The sequence below is a fragment of the Polaribacter sp. Asnod6-C07 genome, from assembly GCF_045063625.1.
Classification (GTDB): Bacteria; Bacteroidota; Bacteroidia; order Flavobacteriales; family Flavobacteriaceae; genus Polaribacter; species Polaribacter vadi_A.
Genome location: NZ_JBEFOF010000005.1, coordinates 3,505,899 through 3,522,652, shown reverse-complemented (window position 1 = coordinate 3,522,652; position 16,754 = coordinate 3,505,899). Strand labels below are relative to the sequence as shown.

General features: G+C 28.0%; 19 protein-coding genes. 15 read left to right on the top strand and 4 right to left on the bottom strand.

Features of this window, described 5'->3' with window-relative positions:
• The first annotated feature begins 102 nt into the window (after nt 1-102).
• The gene (locus tag ACJJVK_RS15345; RefSeq protein ID WP_405567561.1) at nt 103-1,218 is read left to right on the top strand and encodes a hypothetical protein; all 1,116 of its coding nucleotides are present in this window, start codon (nt 103-105) and stop codon (nt 1,216-1,218) included.
• A 202-nt stretch (nt 1,219-1,420) separates the two neighbouring features.
• Nucleotides 1,421-2,503 (top strand): alanine dehydrogenase, encoded by a 1,083-nt coding sequence (gene ald, locus ACJJVK_RS15340; RefSeq protein WP_215994768.1) that lies wholly within the window; start codon nt 1,421-1,423, stop codon nt 2,501-2,503.
• 42 nt (nt 2,504-2,545) lie between these two features.
• Here ald and ACJJVK_RS15335 read toward each other — a convergent pair whose 3' ends face one another.
• Nucleotides 2,546-3,448 (bottom strand): sterol desaturase family protein, encoded by a 903-nt coding sequence (locus tag ACJJVK_RS15335; protein WP_405567558.1) that lies wholly within the window; start codon nt 3,446-3,448, stop codon nt 2,546-2,548.
• Between the two features lie 126 nt (nt 3,449-3,574).
• Between ACJJVK_RS15335 and rpsF the strand changes: the two genes are divergently transcribed.
• The 11 genes from rpsF to ACJJVK_RS15280 all read left to right on the top strand — a co-directional run bounded on the left by rpsF (nt 3,575) and on the right by ACJJVK_RS15280 (nt 13,073).
• Nucleotides 3,575-3,916 (top strand): 30S ribosomal protein S6, encoded by a 342-nt coding sequence (gene rpsF, locus ACJJVK_RS15330; RefSeq protein WP_068358101.1) that lies wholly within the window; start codon nt 3,575-3,577, stop codon nt 3,914-3,916.
• A gap of 3 nt (nt 3,917-3,919) precedes the next feature.
• Nucleotides 3,920-4,216, top strand: coding sequence for a 30S ribosomal protein S18 (rpsR, locus tag ACJJVK_RS15325; protein WP_015480245.1), 297 nt, complete (start codon nt 3,920-3,922; stop codon nt 4,214-4,216).
• A gap of 15 nt (nt 4,217-4,231) precedes the next feature.
• Complete coding sequence (gene rplI, locus ACJJVK_RS15320) at nt 4,232-4,678, top strand: 50S ribosomal protein L9 (protein WP_405567554.1); 447 nt, start codon at nt 4,232-4,234, stop codon at nt 4,676-4,678.
• Between the two features lie 101 nt (nt 4,679-4,779).
• Complete coding sequence (locus ACJJVK_RS15315) at nt 4,780-7,908, top strand: carboxypeptidase regulatory-like domain-containing protein (protein WP_405567552.1); 3,129 nt, start codon at nt 4,780-4,782, stop codon at nt 7,906-7,908.
• A gap of 61 nt (nt 7,909-7,969) precedes the next feature.
• A complete protein-coding gene (locus ACJJVK_RS15310; RefSeq protein ID WP_405567549.1) occupies nt 7,970-8,437 on the top strand; it encodes a DUF6495 family protein in 468 nt (155 codons plus the stop codon).
• A 143-nt stretch (nt 8,438-8,580) separates the two neighbouring features.
• Complete coding sequence (locus ACJJVK_RS15305) at nt 8,581-8,994, top strand: response regulator (protein ID WP_215994763.1); 414 nt, start codon at nt 8,581-8,583, stop codon at nt 8,992-8,994.
• A 230-nt stretch (nt 8,995-9,224) separates the two neighbouring features.
• Nucleotides 9,225-10,364, top strand: a complete 1,140-nt coding sequence (locus tag ACJJVK_RS15300) for an FIST signal transduction protein (protein WP_405567546.1) — start codon at nt 9,225-9,227, stop codon at nt 10,362-10,364.
• On the top strand, nt 10,364-11,410 hold the full coding sequence (locus tag ACJJVK_RS15295; protein WP_405567543.1) for an ATP-binding protein: 1,047 nt from the start codon (nt 10,364-10,366) through the stop codon (nt 11,408-11,410). Before ACJJVK_RS15300 ends, ACJJVK_RS15295 begins: the two co-directional genes overlap by 1 nt.
• Before the next feature lie 2 nt (nt 11,411-11,412).
• Nucleotides 11,413-11,736 carry an Hpt domain-containing protein gene (locus ACJJVK_RS15290; protein WP_215994760.1) on the top strand — a complete coding sequence of 108 codons (324 nt, stop codon included), beginning with the start codon at nt 11,413-11,415 and terminating at the stop codon, nt 11,734-11,736.
• A gap of 14 nt (nt 11,737-11,750) precedes the next feature.
• A complete protein-coding gene (locus ACJJVK_RS15285; protein ID WP_215994759.1) occupies nt 11,751-12,455 on the top strand; it encodes a LytTR family DNA-binding domain-containing protein in 705 nt (234 codons plus the stop codon).
• Between the two features lie 345 nt (nt 12,456-12,800).
• Nucleotides 12,801-13,073, top strand: a complete 273-nt coding sequence (locus tag ACJJVK_RS15280; RefSeq protein WP_215994758.1) for an STAS domain-containing protein — start codon at nt 12,801-12,803, stop codon at nt 13,071-13,073.
• Between the two features lie 7 nt (nt 13,074-13,080).
• On the opposite strand, the gene ACJJVK_RS15275 is transcribed toward ACJJVK_RS15280, so the two are convergent.
• Nucleotides 13,081-13,764, bottom strand: coding sequence for an SIR2 family NAD-dependent protein deacylase (locus ACJJVK_RS15275; protein WP_405567540.1), 684 nt, complete (start codon nt 13,762-13,764; stop codon nt 13,081-13,083).
• A gap of 65 nt (nt 13,765-13,829) precedes the next feature.
• Here ACJJVK_RS15275 and ACJJVK_RS15270 point away from each other — a divergent pair, with 65 nt between their 5' ends.
• Both ACJJVK_RS15270 and ACJJVK_RS15265 read left to right on the top strand, forming a co-directional pair.
• Nucleotides 13,830-14,510 (top strand): TrmH family RNA methyltransferase, encoded by a 681-nt coding sequence (locus tag ACJJVK_RS15270; protein WP_405567537.1) that lies wholly within the window; start codon nt 13,830-13,832, stop codon nt 14,508-14,510.
• Complete coding sequence (locus ACJJVK_RS15265; protein ID WP_405567536.1) at nt 14,507-15,097, top strand: YdeI family protein; 591 nt, start codon at nt 14,507-14,509, stop codon at nt 15,095-15,097. Before ACJJVK_RS15270 ends, ACJJVK_RS15265 begins: the two co-directional genes overlap by 4 nt.
• Before the next feature lie 39 nt (nt 15,098-15,136).
• Here ACJJVK_RS15265 and ACJJVK_RS15260 read toward each other — a convergent pair whose 3' ends face one another.
• The gene (locus ACJJVK_RS15260; RefSeq protein ID WP_405567535.1) at nt 15,137-15,505 is read right to left on the bottom strand and encodes a DUF4258 domain-containing protein; all 369 of its coding nucleotides are present in this window, start codon (nt 15,503-15,505) and stop codon (nt 15,137-15,139) included.
• Between the two features lie 48 nt (nt 15,506-15,553).
• Nucleotides 15,554-16,750, bottom strand: a complete 1,197-nt coding sequence (locus ACJJVK_RS15255; protein WP_215994753.1) for an alanine dehydrogenase — start codon at nt 16,748-16,750, stop codon at nt 15,554-15,556.
• Nucleotides 16,751-16,754: the final 4 nt, after the last annotated feature.

Below are 16,754 nucleotides of genomic sequence, written 5' to 3'. Positions count from 1 at the left end.
TGTGAGTTTAATAAGCAATCTAATAATTAATTAACAGATTACTTTATTATAACTTCATTTAACAAAAACAGAAAAAAACAAAATCTTTAAAACCCATTAAAAATGAAAAGAATACTACTAATACTAGTGTTGTTATGTACAACTATTGCCCAATCTCAAGAAAAAACATTCGAGAAAGAAGTAAGTAAAATATCAAAAAGAATAGAAAGAATTACCAAACAACAAAAAGATTCTTTAAAAGTAAAAGTTATCGATATTGATAAAAAGTTAGAAAAAGGAGAAATCACAAAAACCACTGCAGAAACGCTTAAGAAAGAAGTTGCTGCTTATCATGCAAGACGAATTGAAAAATTAGTTGGTGAGCAAGAGCGTTTATTACAACTTTTAGTGCAAGATAAAACGAATGGTAAAATTGCTACTTCAGAAGATGTAGAAGAATCAATTACAGACGAAGATGAAGACAATGTTTTTACTATTGGTAGTAAAGTTTTTAGGCTTAATATTTCTGAGGGCGATTTAGAAGAACGCAATAATAGAAGAAAAGAAAGATGGAAAACTAAAAATAAGAAACAAAGAAGTACCACAACTCAATTTGTTTTTGCAATGGGATTAAATAATGTTTTAAATGATAACGATTTGTCTTCTTTAGATGATTCAGAATATAAATTATGGCAATCGCATTTTTACGAATTAGGGTGGACTTGGAAAACCCGATTTTCTAGACAACCATCAAAATTATATTTTAAATACGGTTTCTCTTTTCTTTGGAACAACTTACGTTTAAAAGATAATAAAATTCACGTTAAAAACGGAGATGTTACAGAAATTGAAAACTTCAGTAATCAATTATCAGAAAGTAGATTACGTCACGTACAAATGAACTTTCCTATGCATTTAGAATTAGATTTTTCTAAAAATAGAACTTATGATGATGGCAGAGTAAGAGATAGAACAAATAGAGGTGTGCGTTTAGGAGTTGGTGGTTTTGTTGGCTTTAAACTAGGTACAAGACAATATTTAGAGTATAGAGACATTACTAATGTAGAAGTTGAACAGTTACAATACGATAATTTTAATATGAATGTTTTTAACTACGGTTTAAGTAGTTATATAGGTTATAAAAATACAAGTTTTTATGTAAAGTATGATTTAAATCCGTTGTTTAAAAATACCGAAACAAGAAACTTTTCTATGGGAATACGTTTAGATTTGAATTAATATCGATGATAATAATCTATTTTGATTACATATTTTCACTATAAAACATATAATTTTTAAAAAATATAAGTAAATTTTATCATTTTATTATTTTGATGTTAAGATTATGTCATTATCATAAAAATAACTTTTTAAAACCTTTTTGTTTAAAATAAAACAAAAAGGTTTTAAATTTACACCATAATTATTTTTATAAAATTTGATGATAATAGGGATCCCTACAGAAATTAAAAATAACGAAAGCAGAGTTGGAATGACGCCTGCAGGAGTTTTTTCATTGACTAAAAACAATCATACAGTATATGTACAATCTAATGCAGGTGCAGGTAGTGGTTTTTTTGATAAAGATTATGTAAGAGTAGGTGCTACAATTTTACCAACAATAGAAGATATCTACAATCAAAGTGATATGATTGTTAAAGTAAAAGAGCCAATTGCTTTAGAGTATCCTTTAATAAAAGAAAATCAGATTGTTTTCACTTATTTTCATTTTGCATCAAGTGAGCCACTTACAAAAGCAATGCTTAAAAGTAAAGCTACTTGTATTGCTTACGAAACTGTAGAAGATGAAGATGGTAGTTTGCCTTTGTTAACACCAATGTCAGAAGTGGCAGGTAGAATGTCTATACAACAAGGAGCAAAATATTTAGAAAAACCTATAAAAGGTCGTGGAATCTTATTAGGTGGTGTACCAGGTGTAAAACCAGGTAAAGTATTAGTTTTAGGAGCTGGAGTTGTTGGAGTACAAGCAGCAAAAATGGCAGCAGGTTTAGGTGCACATGTTACTATTATGGATATTAATATGAAACGTTTACGTTATGTAAATGATGTATTACCAAACCACGTAGTTACTGCTTTTTCTAGCGAATATAGTATAAGAGAACATATAAAAACACACGATTTAATTGTGGGTGGTGTTTTAGTAAAAGGAGGTAAAGCACCTAAACTAATCACAAAAGATATGCTTAAAGAAATGCGTCCAGGAACAGTAGTTGTAGATGTAGCTGTAGATCAAGGAGGTTGTTTCGAAACCACAAAAGCAACAACACATGAAGATCCTACATATATTATAGATGATGTAGTACATTATTGTGTTGCAAATATGCCAGGAGCTGTGCCTTATACATCTACAATGGCATTAACAAACGTTACACTTACTTACATTTTAAAAATAGCAAATCTAGGTTGGGAAAAAGCTTGTGAAGCAGACAAAACCCTAGCCAAAGGATTAAATATTGTAAATGGTAAAATAGTATATAAAGAATTAGAAGGTATTTTTGATTAATTATTTTTGGTTTTTATTGTAAAAAAGAGGTTTATGTGATGTTTACCTCTTTTTTCTTTTTCCACTATTTTCTTCCCAATCTTTTCTAAGATCTGTAGATAAAACTCCTGTTCCATCATGTTTCCATCCAGGTGGTTTTATCAAATATTTTAATTTATTTATAAGTGATGTTTTTGATTGATAAAAATCTTTAAACATATTTTTCCATTCTAAAAAAGCAATTTTAATAGGATTATAAGTGTTAATGTTTGTAACCAAACCATAAATAGGTTTTTCAACTTCGGGTTCAAAAGTGCCAAAAAGTTTATCCCAAATAATAAAAATACCAGCATGATTTCTGTCTAAATATTGTGCATTTGTAGCATGATGTACTCTATGATGACTTGGTGTGTTAAAAATGGCTTCGAACCATTTTGGCATTTTATTAATCATTTCTGTATGAATCCAATATTGATATATTAAACTGATAGACATCTGTACAATTACCATTATAGGATGAAAACCAATTAAAACTAAAGGAAACCAAAAGATAAATGTATAAAAACTACCTGTCCAAGTTTGTCTTAAAGCAGTACTTAAATTATATTTTTCTGATGAATGATGAACCACATGACTAGCCCAAAAGAATCTGCTTTCATGTGCAATTCTATGATTCCAATAATAACAAAAATCTTCAGCAAATAAAATAATTAACCAAGACCACCAAGTAAATTGAATTGTAAAAAGTCTATATTTATATAAAAATATAAAGCAAGCTAAAATAATTCCTTTAGTAAATAAACCAACAAAAACATTACCTAAACCCATTAATATAGATGTTCCTGCATCTTTAAATTCATAATCTTCGAGTTTAACCTTTACAGTTAAAATTATTTCTAAAAGAACTGTAAAAGCAAAAAAGGGTATTGCGTAATGAATTAAATCGGGTATTTCTGGTATTTCCATTTTTTAAAAATTAGGAGAGTAATTTAAGGTTTTAAAAATAAGAATTTTAAAACATAAAAAAGATGCTATAAATACAAAAAAGTTAGTATATTTGCACCCTTAAAATTAAACAATAAATTTTTAATTATGAATCATTACGAAACTGTTTTCATTTTGAATCCCGTTTTATCTGATACTCAGATAAAGGAAACAGTACAAAAGTTCGAGGACTATTTGGTTTCTAAAGGTGCCGAAATGATTTCTAAAGAAGATTGGGGCTTAAAAAAATTAGCTTATCCAATTCAAAAGAAAAAAAGTGGTTTTTACCACTTATTAGAGTACAAAGTAGCTGGTGAAGAGATTGCTGCATTTGAGTTAGAATTTAGAAGAGATGATAGCGTTATGCGTTACCTTTCTGTTAGATTAGACAAACATGCTGCAGCTTGGGCTAAAGTTAGAAGTGAAAGAGTTAAATCTTCAAAAAAATAAGAAATGGCATCAATAGAACAACAAGCAAAAGGTGGTAAATCTGCTGACGTTAGATATTTAACGCCATTAGATATAGAAACTAAAAAAGAAGCTAAATACTGTAGATTTAAGAAAAAAGGTATCAAATATATCGATTATAAAGATGCAGATTTCTTAATGTATTTAGTAAACGAACAAGGTAAAATTTTGCCAAGACGTTTAACAGGAACATCATTAAAATATCAACGTAAAGTTGCGCAAGCAATTAAAAGAGCGCGTCATTTAGCGTTAATGCCTTACGTTGGTGATATGTTAAAATAATAAATACCTAGAGAAATGGAATTGATATTAAGACAAGACGTAGAAAATTTAGGATTTAAAGATGATGTTGTATCTGTTAAAAACGGTTATGGTAGAAACTTTTTAATCCCAACAGGGCAAGCTGTTTTAGCAACTTCATCTGCAAAGAAAGTTTTAGCAGAGAATTTAAAACAACGTGCTTATAAAGAAGCTAAATTAATTGAAGACGCTAACGCAATTGCAGAAACAATTAAAGGATATGAAATTAAAATTGCATCTAAAACTGGTTCTGGAGACAAATTATTTGGTTCTGTAAACAACATAGATTTAGCTGCTGCATTAACAAAAGCTGGTACAGAATTAGACAAAAAATTTATTAAAGTTGTTGGTGGTTCTGTAAAAAGATTAGGTAAATACGAAGCTTCTGTAAGATTACACAGAGCTGTAGTTGCAGATATTACTTTTGAAGTAGTTGCAGAATAGTTACAAATTTGTTAACTATTTGTTAAGAAATAAACACTTGCTTTTAAGCAGGTGTTTTTTTTATGGCTTATTTTTGTGATAAATTCAAATAAAATCATAAAATGAAAAAAAGATTGCGTTTAATGTTATCTTTAATTTTATTAGTAATTGGTTACTCAAGTGCCCAAGTTACTACCTCTAAAATTAAAGGACTAGTTACAGACAATGCTGGTGAACCGCTTTTAGGAGCAACAATATCAGTTTTACATGAGCCTACAGGTACATTAACAGGTACAACTGCCCAAGATAATGGTAGATTTACTGTTATTAATTTAAGAGTAGGTGGGCCTTATAAAGTAACATTTAGTTATTTAGGTTTTAAACCTCAAGTAGTAGAAAATGTATTTTTACTTTTAGGTAAAACTACTGTTATTAATGGTAGATTGGCAGAAGAAGGCCAAGCTTTAGATGAAATTGTAATATCATCATCTAAAAATAAAACCTTTAATAGCGATAGAACTGGAGCACAAACAAGTGTTTCTGCTACTCAGTTAAAAATCTTACCAACTATATCAAGATCTGCTTCAGATTTTACACGTTTAGAGCCATCTGCAAGTGGTAATTCTTTTGGTGGTAGAAATGATCAATTCAATAATTTTTCTTTAGATGGTGCTATTTTTAATAATCCATTTGGTTTAGATGCTCCAACTCCTGGAGGTCAAACTGGTTCACAGCCAATTTCATTAGATGCAATAGATCAAATCTCTGTTTCAACTGCTCCTTATGATGTAACTTTATCTGGTTTTACAGGTGCTTCTGTAAATGCAGTTACCAAAAGTGGTACAAACGAATTTAAAGGAACTGTTTATGGTTTTTACAGAAACGAAGACTTAACAGGTAGTAAAGTGAATGGAGACAACATATTTGTGCCAGAATTATCGCAAAGTCAAGTAGGTTTTAGTATTGGTGGCCCTATTATTAAAGATAAGTTATTTTTCTTTGCAAATTTTGAGAAAGACGAGCGTAAAGATTTAGGACAAAGTTGGTTAGCAAATACAGGTTCTGGAGCAATTAATGAATCTAGAGTTTTAGAACAAGATTTAATTGATGTTAGAGATGCTTTATTAGGTATAGGTTACGATCCTGGTACTTACGAGGGTTATACGCATCAAACAGAATCTACAAAAGGTATTTTAAAATTAGATTGGAACATAAATGATAATAATCGTTTGGCTTTTATCTATAATTTTTTAGATGCATCTAAAGATAAACCAGCTCATCCAACAGCAATCAACAGAAGAGGTCCAGATTTTAATACTTTACAATTCGAAAATTCTGGATACAGAATCAATAACATATTAAATTCTTTTCAGTTAGAAGTGAATTCAACTTTATCTGATAATGTATCAAATAAATTACAAGTAGGTTATTCTCATTTCGAAGATTCAAGAGATCCATTTTCTGCTCCTGCTCCAGTAATTAATATTTATAAAAACGGATCTCCTTATATTATTGCTGGTCACGAACCATTTTCTATCAATAATAAGTTAGATCAAAAAGTTATTCAATTAACAAATAATATGAGCTTTTTTCAAGGAGATCATACTTATACAGTTGGTTTTTCTTTTGAAAAATTTATGTTCGAAAATTCATTTAACTTAAAAGGTTATGGTTTTGATGTTTTTGGTAGTGTAGATATTGCTGATTTTGATGCTAATAATTATGCTGCTGCATTGGCTGCTGCTCAAACCACTTTTAATGATAGAAATAGTTTAGAAGATGGTGTTGATGGTGGTTGGAATTTAGCTGAAATGAATTTTGGTCAATTAGCTTTTTATGTACAAGATGAATGGGAAATAAGCAACAATTTTAAATTAACTTATGGTATAAGATTCGATAAACCTTTGTTTTTTAATACTTCAGAATTAGCTCAAAAATTTATTGATACAGAGAATTCTGAGTGGTTTGTTCCAGATATTGAGTATTATGATCCAGCAGATGGAGAAGCTTACGTTTTCGATTCTACAGAAATGCCTTCTAATCAATGGTTAATTTCACCAAGAGTTGGTTTTAATTGGGATACTAATGGTGATGCTAGTTTACAAATAAGAGGAGGTACAGGGTTGTTTACAGGTCGTTTACCTTTTGTTTGGATAGGTAACCAAGTAAGTGGTTCTGATGTTTTCTTTTACCAAGTAGTAGATCCAGATTTTAAATTTCCACAAGTTTGGAGAACAAATATAGGTGTAGATAAACGTTTAGAAAATGGTCTAGTTTTAACTACAGACATCTCTTACACAAAAGATATAAATGGAGTTCATGTACAAAACTGGGGGTTAAAAACGCCAACAGGTACTTTAGCTGGTGTAGACAATAGACCAGTTTATTTAGCAGAAGATCATGCAACTTCATTTTTAGGAAATGCAAATGCTTATACTTTAACAAATTCTGATAAAGGTAGAATCTGGAATGCTTCTTTTAAAGCACAAAAAACTTTTGATGATGGTTTATATACAAGTTTAGCTTATAATTACTTAAATGCAAAAGATGTAAACTCAATTGAAGCAGAAATTACAGGAGATGCTTTCGCATTTAATCCTGCTTTAAACAATGTAAATGACGAGCAATTAAGCTATTCTAAATACGGAGACACTCATCGTTTTATTGGTGTGGCTAGTAAAAAATGGACTTATGGTACAGAAGATAAATGGGCAACTACGTTAACTGCATTTTTTGAGTATGCACAAGGTGGTCGTTTTAATTATACTTATGGAGGAGATATCAATGGTGATGGAGCAGCTGGTAACGATTTAATCTATATACCAACAACTGATGAAATTTCTCAAATGCAATTCTCTGAAGCTGGTCAAGGAGATGCTTTTGATACTTTTATAGCTCAAGATGATTATTTAAGTGGTAGAAGAGGACAATATGCAGAAAGATATGGAGCTTTAGCACCTTGGAGAGGTAGATGGGATATTAAATTCTTACAAGATTTAAATATTAATGTAGGTAATGATAAAACAAATACTATTCAATTTAGTATAGATATTTTAAACTTTGGTAATTTATTAAGCTCTAAATGGGGATTAATTCAACAACCAAACAGTGTACAACCAATAGGTGTTAGTTTTGATGCTGCTGGTGCACCAGTTTATACTTTTGATGGAACACAAACTAGTACATTTGGTTATTCGTCTAATTTAGATTCACGTTGGCAAGCACAAGTTGGTTTACGTTATATTTTCTAAACGAATAAATTTTTAAGATATTTGAACCGCCCAAAATTGGGCGGTTTTTTTATAGATACATATGAAATACAGACAACTTACTAAAGAACAATTTGAAAGCTTACATATTGAATTTGCACACTTTTTAGCTACACAAAGTATAGATGTAAAGGAATGGAAGCTAATAAAAAAAGAAAAACCAGAAATTGCAGAAGAAGAAATGAATATTTTTTCTGATATTGTTTGGGATGATGTGTTAAGTAAAACAAATTATTTAGAGCACTTTTCTAAAACATCAGTAAATTTATTTAAGTGTAATGCAGAAGAAATTCAAAGAATAGCCATTCAAGTTAAATGGGATGTAGATTTGTTAAATCAAGAAGGTTTTGAGTGGTTAATGAAAAATCCTTTAGATAATTCTGTAGATATTTTTAAAGGTTCTAAACCATATAATCCAAAGAGAAATGAAGAGATTTTTGACTTAATTGAAAAAGGAAGTGCAATCTCTAAAGGAGAAATTTTTGAGTATTTTAGTCAATTGATTAAATAAATTAGTTTTAGACAAAAACAGCTTATCGACACTTTTTTGTGTTTTAACCTAAGTTTTTAACGTTTAAACAAGCATTACCTAAAAATAACTTAACTTTAAACTTATTTTGTATATTGATAACTCCTTATAATGTTATAGCTGAAATGGAAAATATTTTAAAAGTTTTATTGGTAGAAGATAATTTAATCGAAATAATGAAAATGAAGAGAACCATTTCATTATTAAAATTAAAACACACAATTCACGAAGCTAAAAACGGAGAAGAAGCTTTACAGTTTTTAGAAGACAAAGCTAATATTCCAGATATTATTCTATTAGATCTTAATATGCCTAAAATAAACGGTATTGAGTTTTTAAAAATTATTAAGGCAGATGATGATTTAAAACACATTCCTACAATTATTTTAACTACATCTAGTAACCAAAAAGATTTGCTAGAATGTTATAGAACAGGAATGTCTGGTTATGTTTTAAAACCATTAAAATACGAAGATTATGTTAAGAAAATTGAAACAGTTTTAGCTTATTGGAGTGTTAATGAATTAAGAAAATTATAAATTTATAGTTATAAATAAAACTAAATTTTAAAATATCAGATTATAATCATTTAAAATGTTTTCTTTTTATTATATCTATAATAAGTTAAATTGTATTTAAAACATAATTATAAATATTCTGTTTAATTTGGTTTAATAATTGCAAAAAAGATTGTAAATTTAAACCAAACCATTTTGTAATTTAAAAATTATAGACATTAAATTTATTTTCACCCTCAAAAAATAAAGAAATGAAAACTGTTCAGTTAAAGAAAATCGGAAATGAAAATCTAAAGTATATATCAGAAGAAATTACTTTAAAAGAACCATTAGTTCTTGTATTTGGTAATAGATATATGTTACAAGATAAAAATATTTACGATGAAATAAAAACAGTTTTTCCAGATGGCCATTTAGTATTTGGCTCAACTTCAGGAGACATAACTTCAGAGTCTGTAGATGATGAATCTATAACCATTACAGCAATAGAATTTGAGAAAAGTAGTTTTGTTATTAAAACCACAAATGTTTTAAATAATGAAAACAAAATCAACAGTTTTAAAACAGGAAAAGAATTAATAAAACAATTACCTCAAGAAAATTTAAAATATGTTTTTGTGGTTTCTGATGGTAGCTTTGTAAATGGTAGTCAATTAACCAAAGGTATGAATGCTGCTACAGATGATAATTTGTTAATTACAGGAGCTTTATGTGGTGATGGGTCTAGATTTGAAATTACTTTAACATCTTACAATGAACCACCAAAAGAAGGTAAAATTGTAGCCATTGGTTTATATGGTGATACTTTAGAAGTTTCATTTGCTACAAAAGGAGGATGGACACCTTTTGGACCAGAAAGAATCGTTACTAAATCTCAAGGCAATATTTTATATGAATTAGATGGGCAACCAGCTTTAGATTTATACAAAACTTATTTAGGAGAAAAAAGTAAAGAATTACCTGGAGCTGCATTATTATATCCTTTAAAAGTAAAATCTTCGGATGAAAAAAAATCAATTGTTAGAACTATTCTTAATATAAATGAAGAAAAAAACTCTATGATATTAGCTGGTGATATTTTTGAAGAATCAAAAGTTCAGTTAATGATGACAAATGTAGATAGTATAGTTAATGCAGCAGAATTAGGAGCTAGTAAAGCTTTAGAATATAGAAATGCTAAACCAGAATTAGCAATTTTAGTAAGTTGTATTGGTAGAAAACTAGTTTTAGATCAAAGAGTAGAAGAAGAAGTAGAAGAAGTGTTAGAAGTTGTTGGGAAAGATGCTACAGTTTGTGGTTTATATTCTTATGGTGAAATAGCACCTTTTAATGATGAAGTAAATTGCCAATTACATAACCAAACTATGGCTATTACTCTAATTAGTGAATAATGAATTCTCTTTTAAAAAGACAAATAAGAAAATATTTACCTAAAGAATTACATGCCAACAAAGACTTGGAAGTGTTCTTAGATGCTGTAAATAGATCTTATATAACTTCAGAAGACCAATTTACAATGCTGCAGAGAGCAGCGTCTATTAGTTCTGAAGAACTTTTTGAATCGAATAAAAAATTAAAAAAAGAATCAGAATCACAGAAAGAAATTATTTCTAAATTAAATAATGTAATTAATAATTTAAAATTTTACGAATTAGAAGAAGTAAATAATCATGAAGATTCAGATTCTTTAAAGTTAGTAGATTTTATAGATAATCAAACAAAAGAGATTATCGAAATTAATAAACAGAAAGATAGATTAGTAGCTAACTTAGAGCAACAAAATCAAGAATTAAATGATTATGCTCACATGGTTTCACATGATTTAAAATCGCCACTACAAAGTATAGATGCTTTATCAAGTTGGATTAAGGAAGATTATTATGAAAATTTAGGTGAAGGTGGTAGAGAAATTGTAAATTTAATTAAAGAAAATGTAGAAAAAATGGACACCCTTATTCAGGGTATTTTGCAATATTCTACAATAGGTAAAGCAGAAACAAAACGTTATAAAGTAGATTTAAATTCTTTAATTGATGATTTATCATTTACAATTGAAAATAAAAATGATATACCTGTTTCAATACCCGAAAAATTACCATCAATTTACGGAGATCAACATAGGTTAGAATTATTATTTTATCACTTAATAAGTAATGCTATTAAATTTAATGATAAAGGTGATGATGGGCTTGTAGAGATTTTATTTTTTGATGAAGGTGATTTCTGGAAGTTTAAAATTAAAGATAATGGTAAAGGAATAGAAAAAGAATACTTCGAAACAATATTTATTGCATTTCAAAAACTAGAAAACGATTACAAATCTACTGGTATTGGGCTATCTATTGTTAAAAAAATAGTTGAAGCTTACCATGGTAAAATTTGTTTAGAATCAGAACTAGGCAATGGAACAACATTTATATTTACTTTAAAAAAATAACTATGGAAAAACCAAATTTAGAATATATTGATAAGTTAGCTAGAGGAGATGAATCTATTAAAAATACCTTAATAGATGTTATTAAAACAGAATTTCCTGATGAAGTAGAAGAATATAATAGTAGCATTGAAAAAAAAGATTTTAAAGAAATTGAAGATAATGTTCATCGAATTAAACATAAATTTAGTATTTTAGGACTTGAAACAAGTTACGAGAAGGCTAATGAGTTTGAAAAAAATCTTCGAGAACATAATTTAGATAATATGCAGAAAGAATATTTTGAACAAACATTATTAGATATTTCTTTATTTTTGAAAACAATTTAGACGCTTCCCCCTTCATGGATTGTATTGTTATTGATGATGAACAAATGGCAAGAGTTATTATAAGAACTCTTTGCAATGAAATAAAAAGAATAAATCTCGTTAAAGAATTTTCTGGGGCTATAGATGCTATGAAATATTTAAACGAAAACAGTGTAGATTTAATTTTTTTAGATATACACATGCCTAATTTTAGTGGTTTAGATTTTATAAAAACACTAAAAGACCCACCAAAAATAATTTTTACTACTTCAGATCCTAAATTTGCAATTCAAGCTTTTGAATATGATTTTATTGCAGATTACCTTTTAAAACCTATAGAACTGCCTCGTTTTGAAAAAGCAATTAGAAAAGCAGAAAAATTACAATTATCAGAATCTAAAGTTGAAACTAAAAAAGAAGCTGCCGTAAAAAATGATTTTTATGTAAATATTGATCGTAGATTAATTAAGATAGATTTGTCTACCATATATTTAATAAAAGCAAAAGGTGATTACATTGATATAAAAACTGAAGATAAAAATTATATAGTACATTCAACGCTAAAAAAGATTGAAGAAAAACTACCAGATTCTTTATTTTTAAAAGTTCATCGATCTTACATAATAAATGTAAAAAAGATAATAGATATAGAAGATAATAGCGTATTAATTAAAAAAGAAGTTATACCTGTAAGTAGATCTAATAGGCCAGAGTTAATGAAACGCTTAGATTTACTATAACTTTAATCGTATTAAAATATTCATTCATCGTAAGTAAATCTGATAAAAACGAAGATTTTACTTTTAAAATTAATTAATTTTTAATTTTATGATATAAATAAATATATCATGAGAGGAGTGTTCATTATTTTAGTTTCATTATTTGTAACTGCTTTAAATGTTAATTGTTATGGTAAGCTTAGTAATAAGAAACTAGAAAAGATTAAAACAGAAACAAAGAGAGAATTTAAAATAAAAAATTCAAAAAACTTAAAATTTAGTTTTGCATTTTTTAAACTAGTCAATTTTTCTTAAAACATCCTATATTATAAGAATTAGAATAATTAACCCTTAAATAAATATATTATGCCCCTACAAATCTCTAAAAAGAAAAGTGTTTATCATCTAAAAGGAAACGTAAACTCATTAAATGTTCCTAAATTTTTAACTTATTTTATCAATAAAATTGATAAAAAAAATAAAATTACTCTAAATATAGAAGAAGCTATAGAAATAGATAAAAATGGTTTAAATGCAATTCAGCATTTAATGACATTAGCTAGTTCTAAAGATAAAAACTTTTCTATAGTTGGTGGTGGTTGTAAAGAAATTTACGATCATTTTTATCAAGCAAGTTAATAAAAGCTTAACTGTTTAATATTTCAAATAACTCGTCTGTACCTTTACTAGCCACGTTTTTAATAATTGTTAAGTTATTAAAATTACTCTCAGAAACAGATGGTTTAGGATCTATAAAATATATAGGTATATTTTGCTGTGCGTAATTTATTAAACTCGCAGCAGGGTATACTTGCATAGAAGTACCTATAATAACCAAAATATCTGCCTTCTTTGTAATTTCTATGGCTTTATCTAACATTGGTACCATTTCTCCAAACCATACAATATGTGGTCTTAATTGGCTGTTATTTATACACAAATCGCCCAGAAATAAATCTTTGTGCCAATTTAAAACAAAAGTTTCATCAATAGAACTGCGTACTTTTAAGAGCTCGCCATGTAAATGAGTAACTTTTTTACTACCTGCTTTTTCGTGTAAATTATCTACATTTTGTGTTATTATTTCAACATCAAAATTGTTTTCTAATTCTACTAAATTTAAATGAGCTTTATTCGGTTTTACAGTTAATAATTGTTTTCTACGTTTATTATAAAAATCTAAAACTAATTCAGGGTTTGCAGCAAAACCTTTTGGTGAAGCAACTTCCATAACATCATGACCTTCCCATAAACCATCTGCATCTCTAAACGTTTCTATACCACTTTCTGCAGAAATTCCTGCACCAGTTAAAATAACAATTTTTTTCATTCACTAATTTTTTTAAAAAAAGACTAAGAGTATAAAAATAAGAATAAAATCATAATTTTGTATTTATGATTGATAAAAAACAATTAGAATATTTCGAAAGCTTTTTAACTGATAAAAGAAAGGATACCTTTAAAACCGTTTTAGAAAACAGAACTCGTCATTTCACAGTAGTTTTAGAAGATATATATCAACCTCATAATGCAAGTGCTGTTGTACGAACTTGCGATATTTTTGGTATTCAAGATTTGCATGTTATAGAAAATAGATACATAAATAGAGTTTCTAGATATGTAGCCAAAGGTTCTCAAAAATGGATTACTAGTCATCGTTATAAAACAGATGGAAATAATAGTAAAAACTGTTTAGATAATTTAAAAGAAAAAGGATATCAAATTATTGCTACAACTCCTCATAGCGATTCTAATTTATTACACAATTTTGATTTTAACAAAAAATCTGCATTTATATTAGGAGCAGAAGCAGAAGGGGTTTCTGATTATGTAAAAGAAAATGCAGACGGATTTTTAAAAATACCAATGGTTGGTTTTACAGAAAGTTTAAATATTTCTGTAGCAGCAGCAATTATTTTACAAGATGTTACTACAAAACTTAGAAATTCTGAATTAGATTGGCAATTAACTAAAGAAGAAAAAGAAATTTTATATTATGATTGGGTAAAGAAAACCATTAAAAATATTGATAAGATTGAAGCTCATTATCTAGAAAATTTAAAAGATAAATTATGAATAAAATAGACGACTATATTTCTAAAAAAGAAAATTGGAAAACAGAATTAGAGTTGTTAAGATTTATAATTACTAATTTACCTTTAGATGAGACTATAAAATGGGGAGCACCAACTTATGTTTACAAAGGGAAAAATATTGTTGGTTTAGCAGCTTTTAAAAACTATTGTGGTTTATGGTTTTTTCAAGGAGCTTTATTAAAAGATGAAAACAAAGTATTTATTAATGCACAAGAAGGCAAAACGAAAGCTATGTTGCAATGGCGTTTTAATAACTTAGAAGAAATTAATGCGAATTTAATAAAGGCTTACATTTTAGAAGCTATAGAAAATGTAAATGAAGGGAAGGAAATTAAAACTGATAGATCTAAAAAAGATGTTATTATACCAGATGAATTAGCTGAAAAATTATCTAAAAATAAAACTCTAAAATCAAAATTTGAAAATTTTACAAATAGTAAACAACGAGAGTTTTGTGAATATATTTCATCAGCAAAAAGAGCAAAAACAAAACAAACTAGATTAGATAAAATTATTCCTTTAATATTAAATAACTTTGGTTTATATGATAAGTATAAGAATTGTTAAATAGTAATTATATCAAACAAAACAATAATTATAGAAAATTTAATCTATAATAATCTTATCAATTGTTGCAGTAGAATCGCATCTGGTTATATATAGGTTTACATTTTCTAAATCCTTTTTACCAGTTATAACGTATTCTGCACAAGGTTTTTGCCTTGGCTTACTATTACCAAAATCTACATTACCATTATTTAAAATAGTAGAAATCTTAAGCGTATCAAGATCAGAGTTTTGCATAACTTTTTTAGCATCTTCAGAAAAAAAACGTTCTTTAATTCTGATGGTTTTTAATGTTCTAGCATCCATACCATAATCGAAAGATGCATTTTTCTTTTCCCAAAAAAAATACACTCCAATTGAGCTAATTGAAACTCCTAATAAAAAATACCCTAATCTTTTAATAAACATTGTAAAATTTTGAAGTGCAAATGTACTTTTTTACATTGAAAAAAGAGATTATATAATCAATAAATTAATATCTCTGTAAGGTATATCAAACCAATCTGCAACAGTTTTGTTGGTTAAAATTCCATGATAAAAGTACATTCCATTTCTTAAGCTTTTATCAAAACGTGCAGCATTTTCAAAACCACCTTCATCAGCAATATTTAACAAATAAGGAGTAAAAATATTACTTATAGAAACAGAAGCTGTTCTTGCGTATCTAGAAGGTATGTTTGGTACACAATAATGTATTACACCGTGTTTTACAAAAGACGGATTTTTATGAGAAGTTACGCTAGATGTTTCAAAACAACCCCCTCTATCAATACTAACATCAACAATAACAGATCCTTCTTTCATGGTTTCTACCATTGTTTCAGTAGCACAAATTGGCGATCTGTTTTTACCTCTTATTGCTCCAATTGCAACATCGCATCTCATTAATGCTTTTGCAACAGACTTTGGTTGAATTGTAGAGGTGTAAATAGGTGAATTTAAGCAATGTTGTAATTTTCTTAGCTTAGAGATAGAATTATCAAATACTTTTACTCTTGCACCCAAACCTAATGCTGTTTTTGCAGCAAATTCGCCAACAGTTCCTGCACCAAAAATAACTACGCTAGATGGTGGTACACCACCAATATTTCCTAAAAGTAAGCCATTGCCTTTATTGGCTCCGCTCATTAATTCTCCAGCAATTAGAATAGAGGCAATTCCTGCAATTTCGCTTAAAGATTTTACAACTGGGTAAGTATCATGATCGTCTTTTATATAATCAAAAGCAACAGCTGTAATTCTTTTTTTCTCTAAAAGTTCAAAATATTTTTTAGATTGAGTTTTTAGTTGAAGTGATGATATTAGTATAGTTTGCGGATTTATATACTCTATTTCTTTTTCTGATGGTGGAGCAACTTTTAAAACAATTTTGCATTTAAATGCTTCTTCTACATTATAAGAAATTTTTGCTCCAGCCTCTGAATATTCTTTGTCTGTATAATTTGCACCATCACCAGCACCAGTTTCTACAACAATTCTATGCCCATTATTAGTTAATGCTGTTACTGCATCAGGAGTTAAACAAACTCGTTTTTCACCTAAATAAGATTCTTTAGGCAAACCAATAAATAATTCTCCTTTTTTCTTTTTAACCTCTAGCATTTCTGTTTGTGGCAATAATTCTTCTTTACTAAAAGGAGAAAATGAACTCATAGTT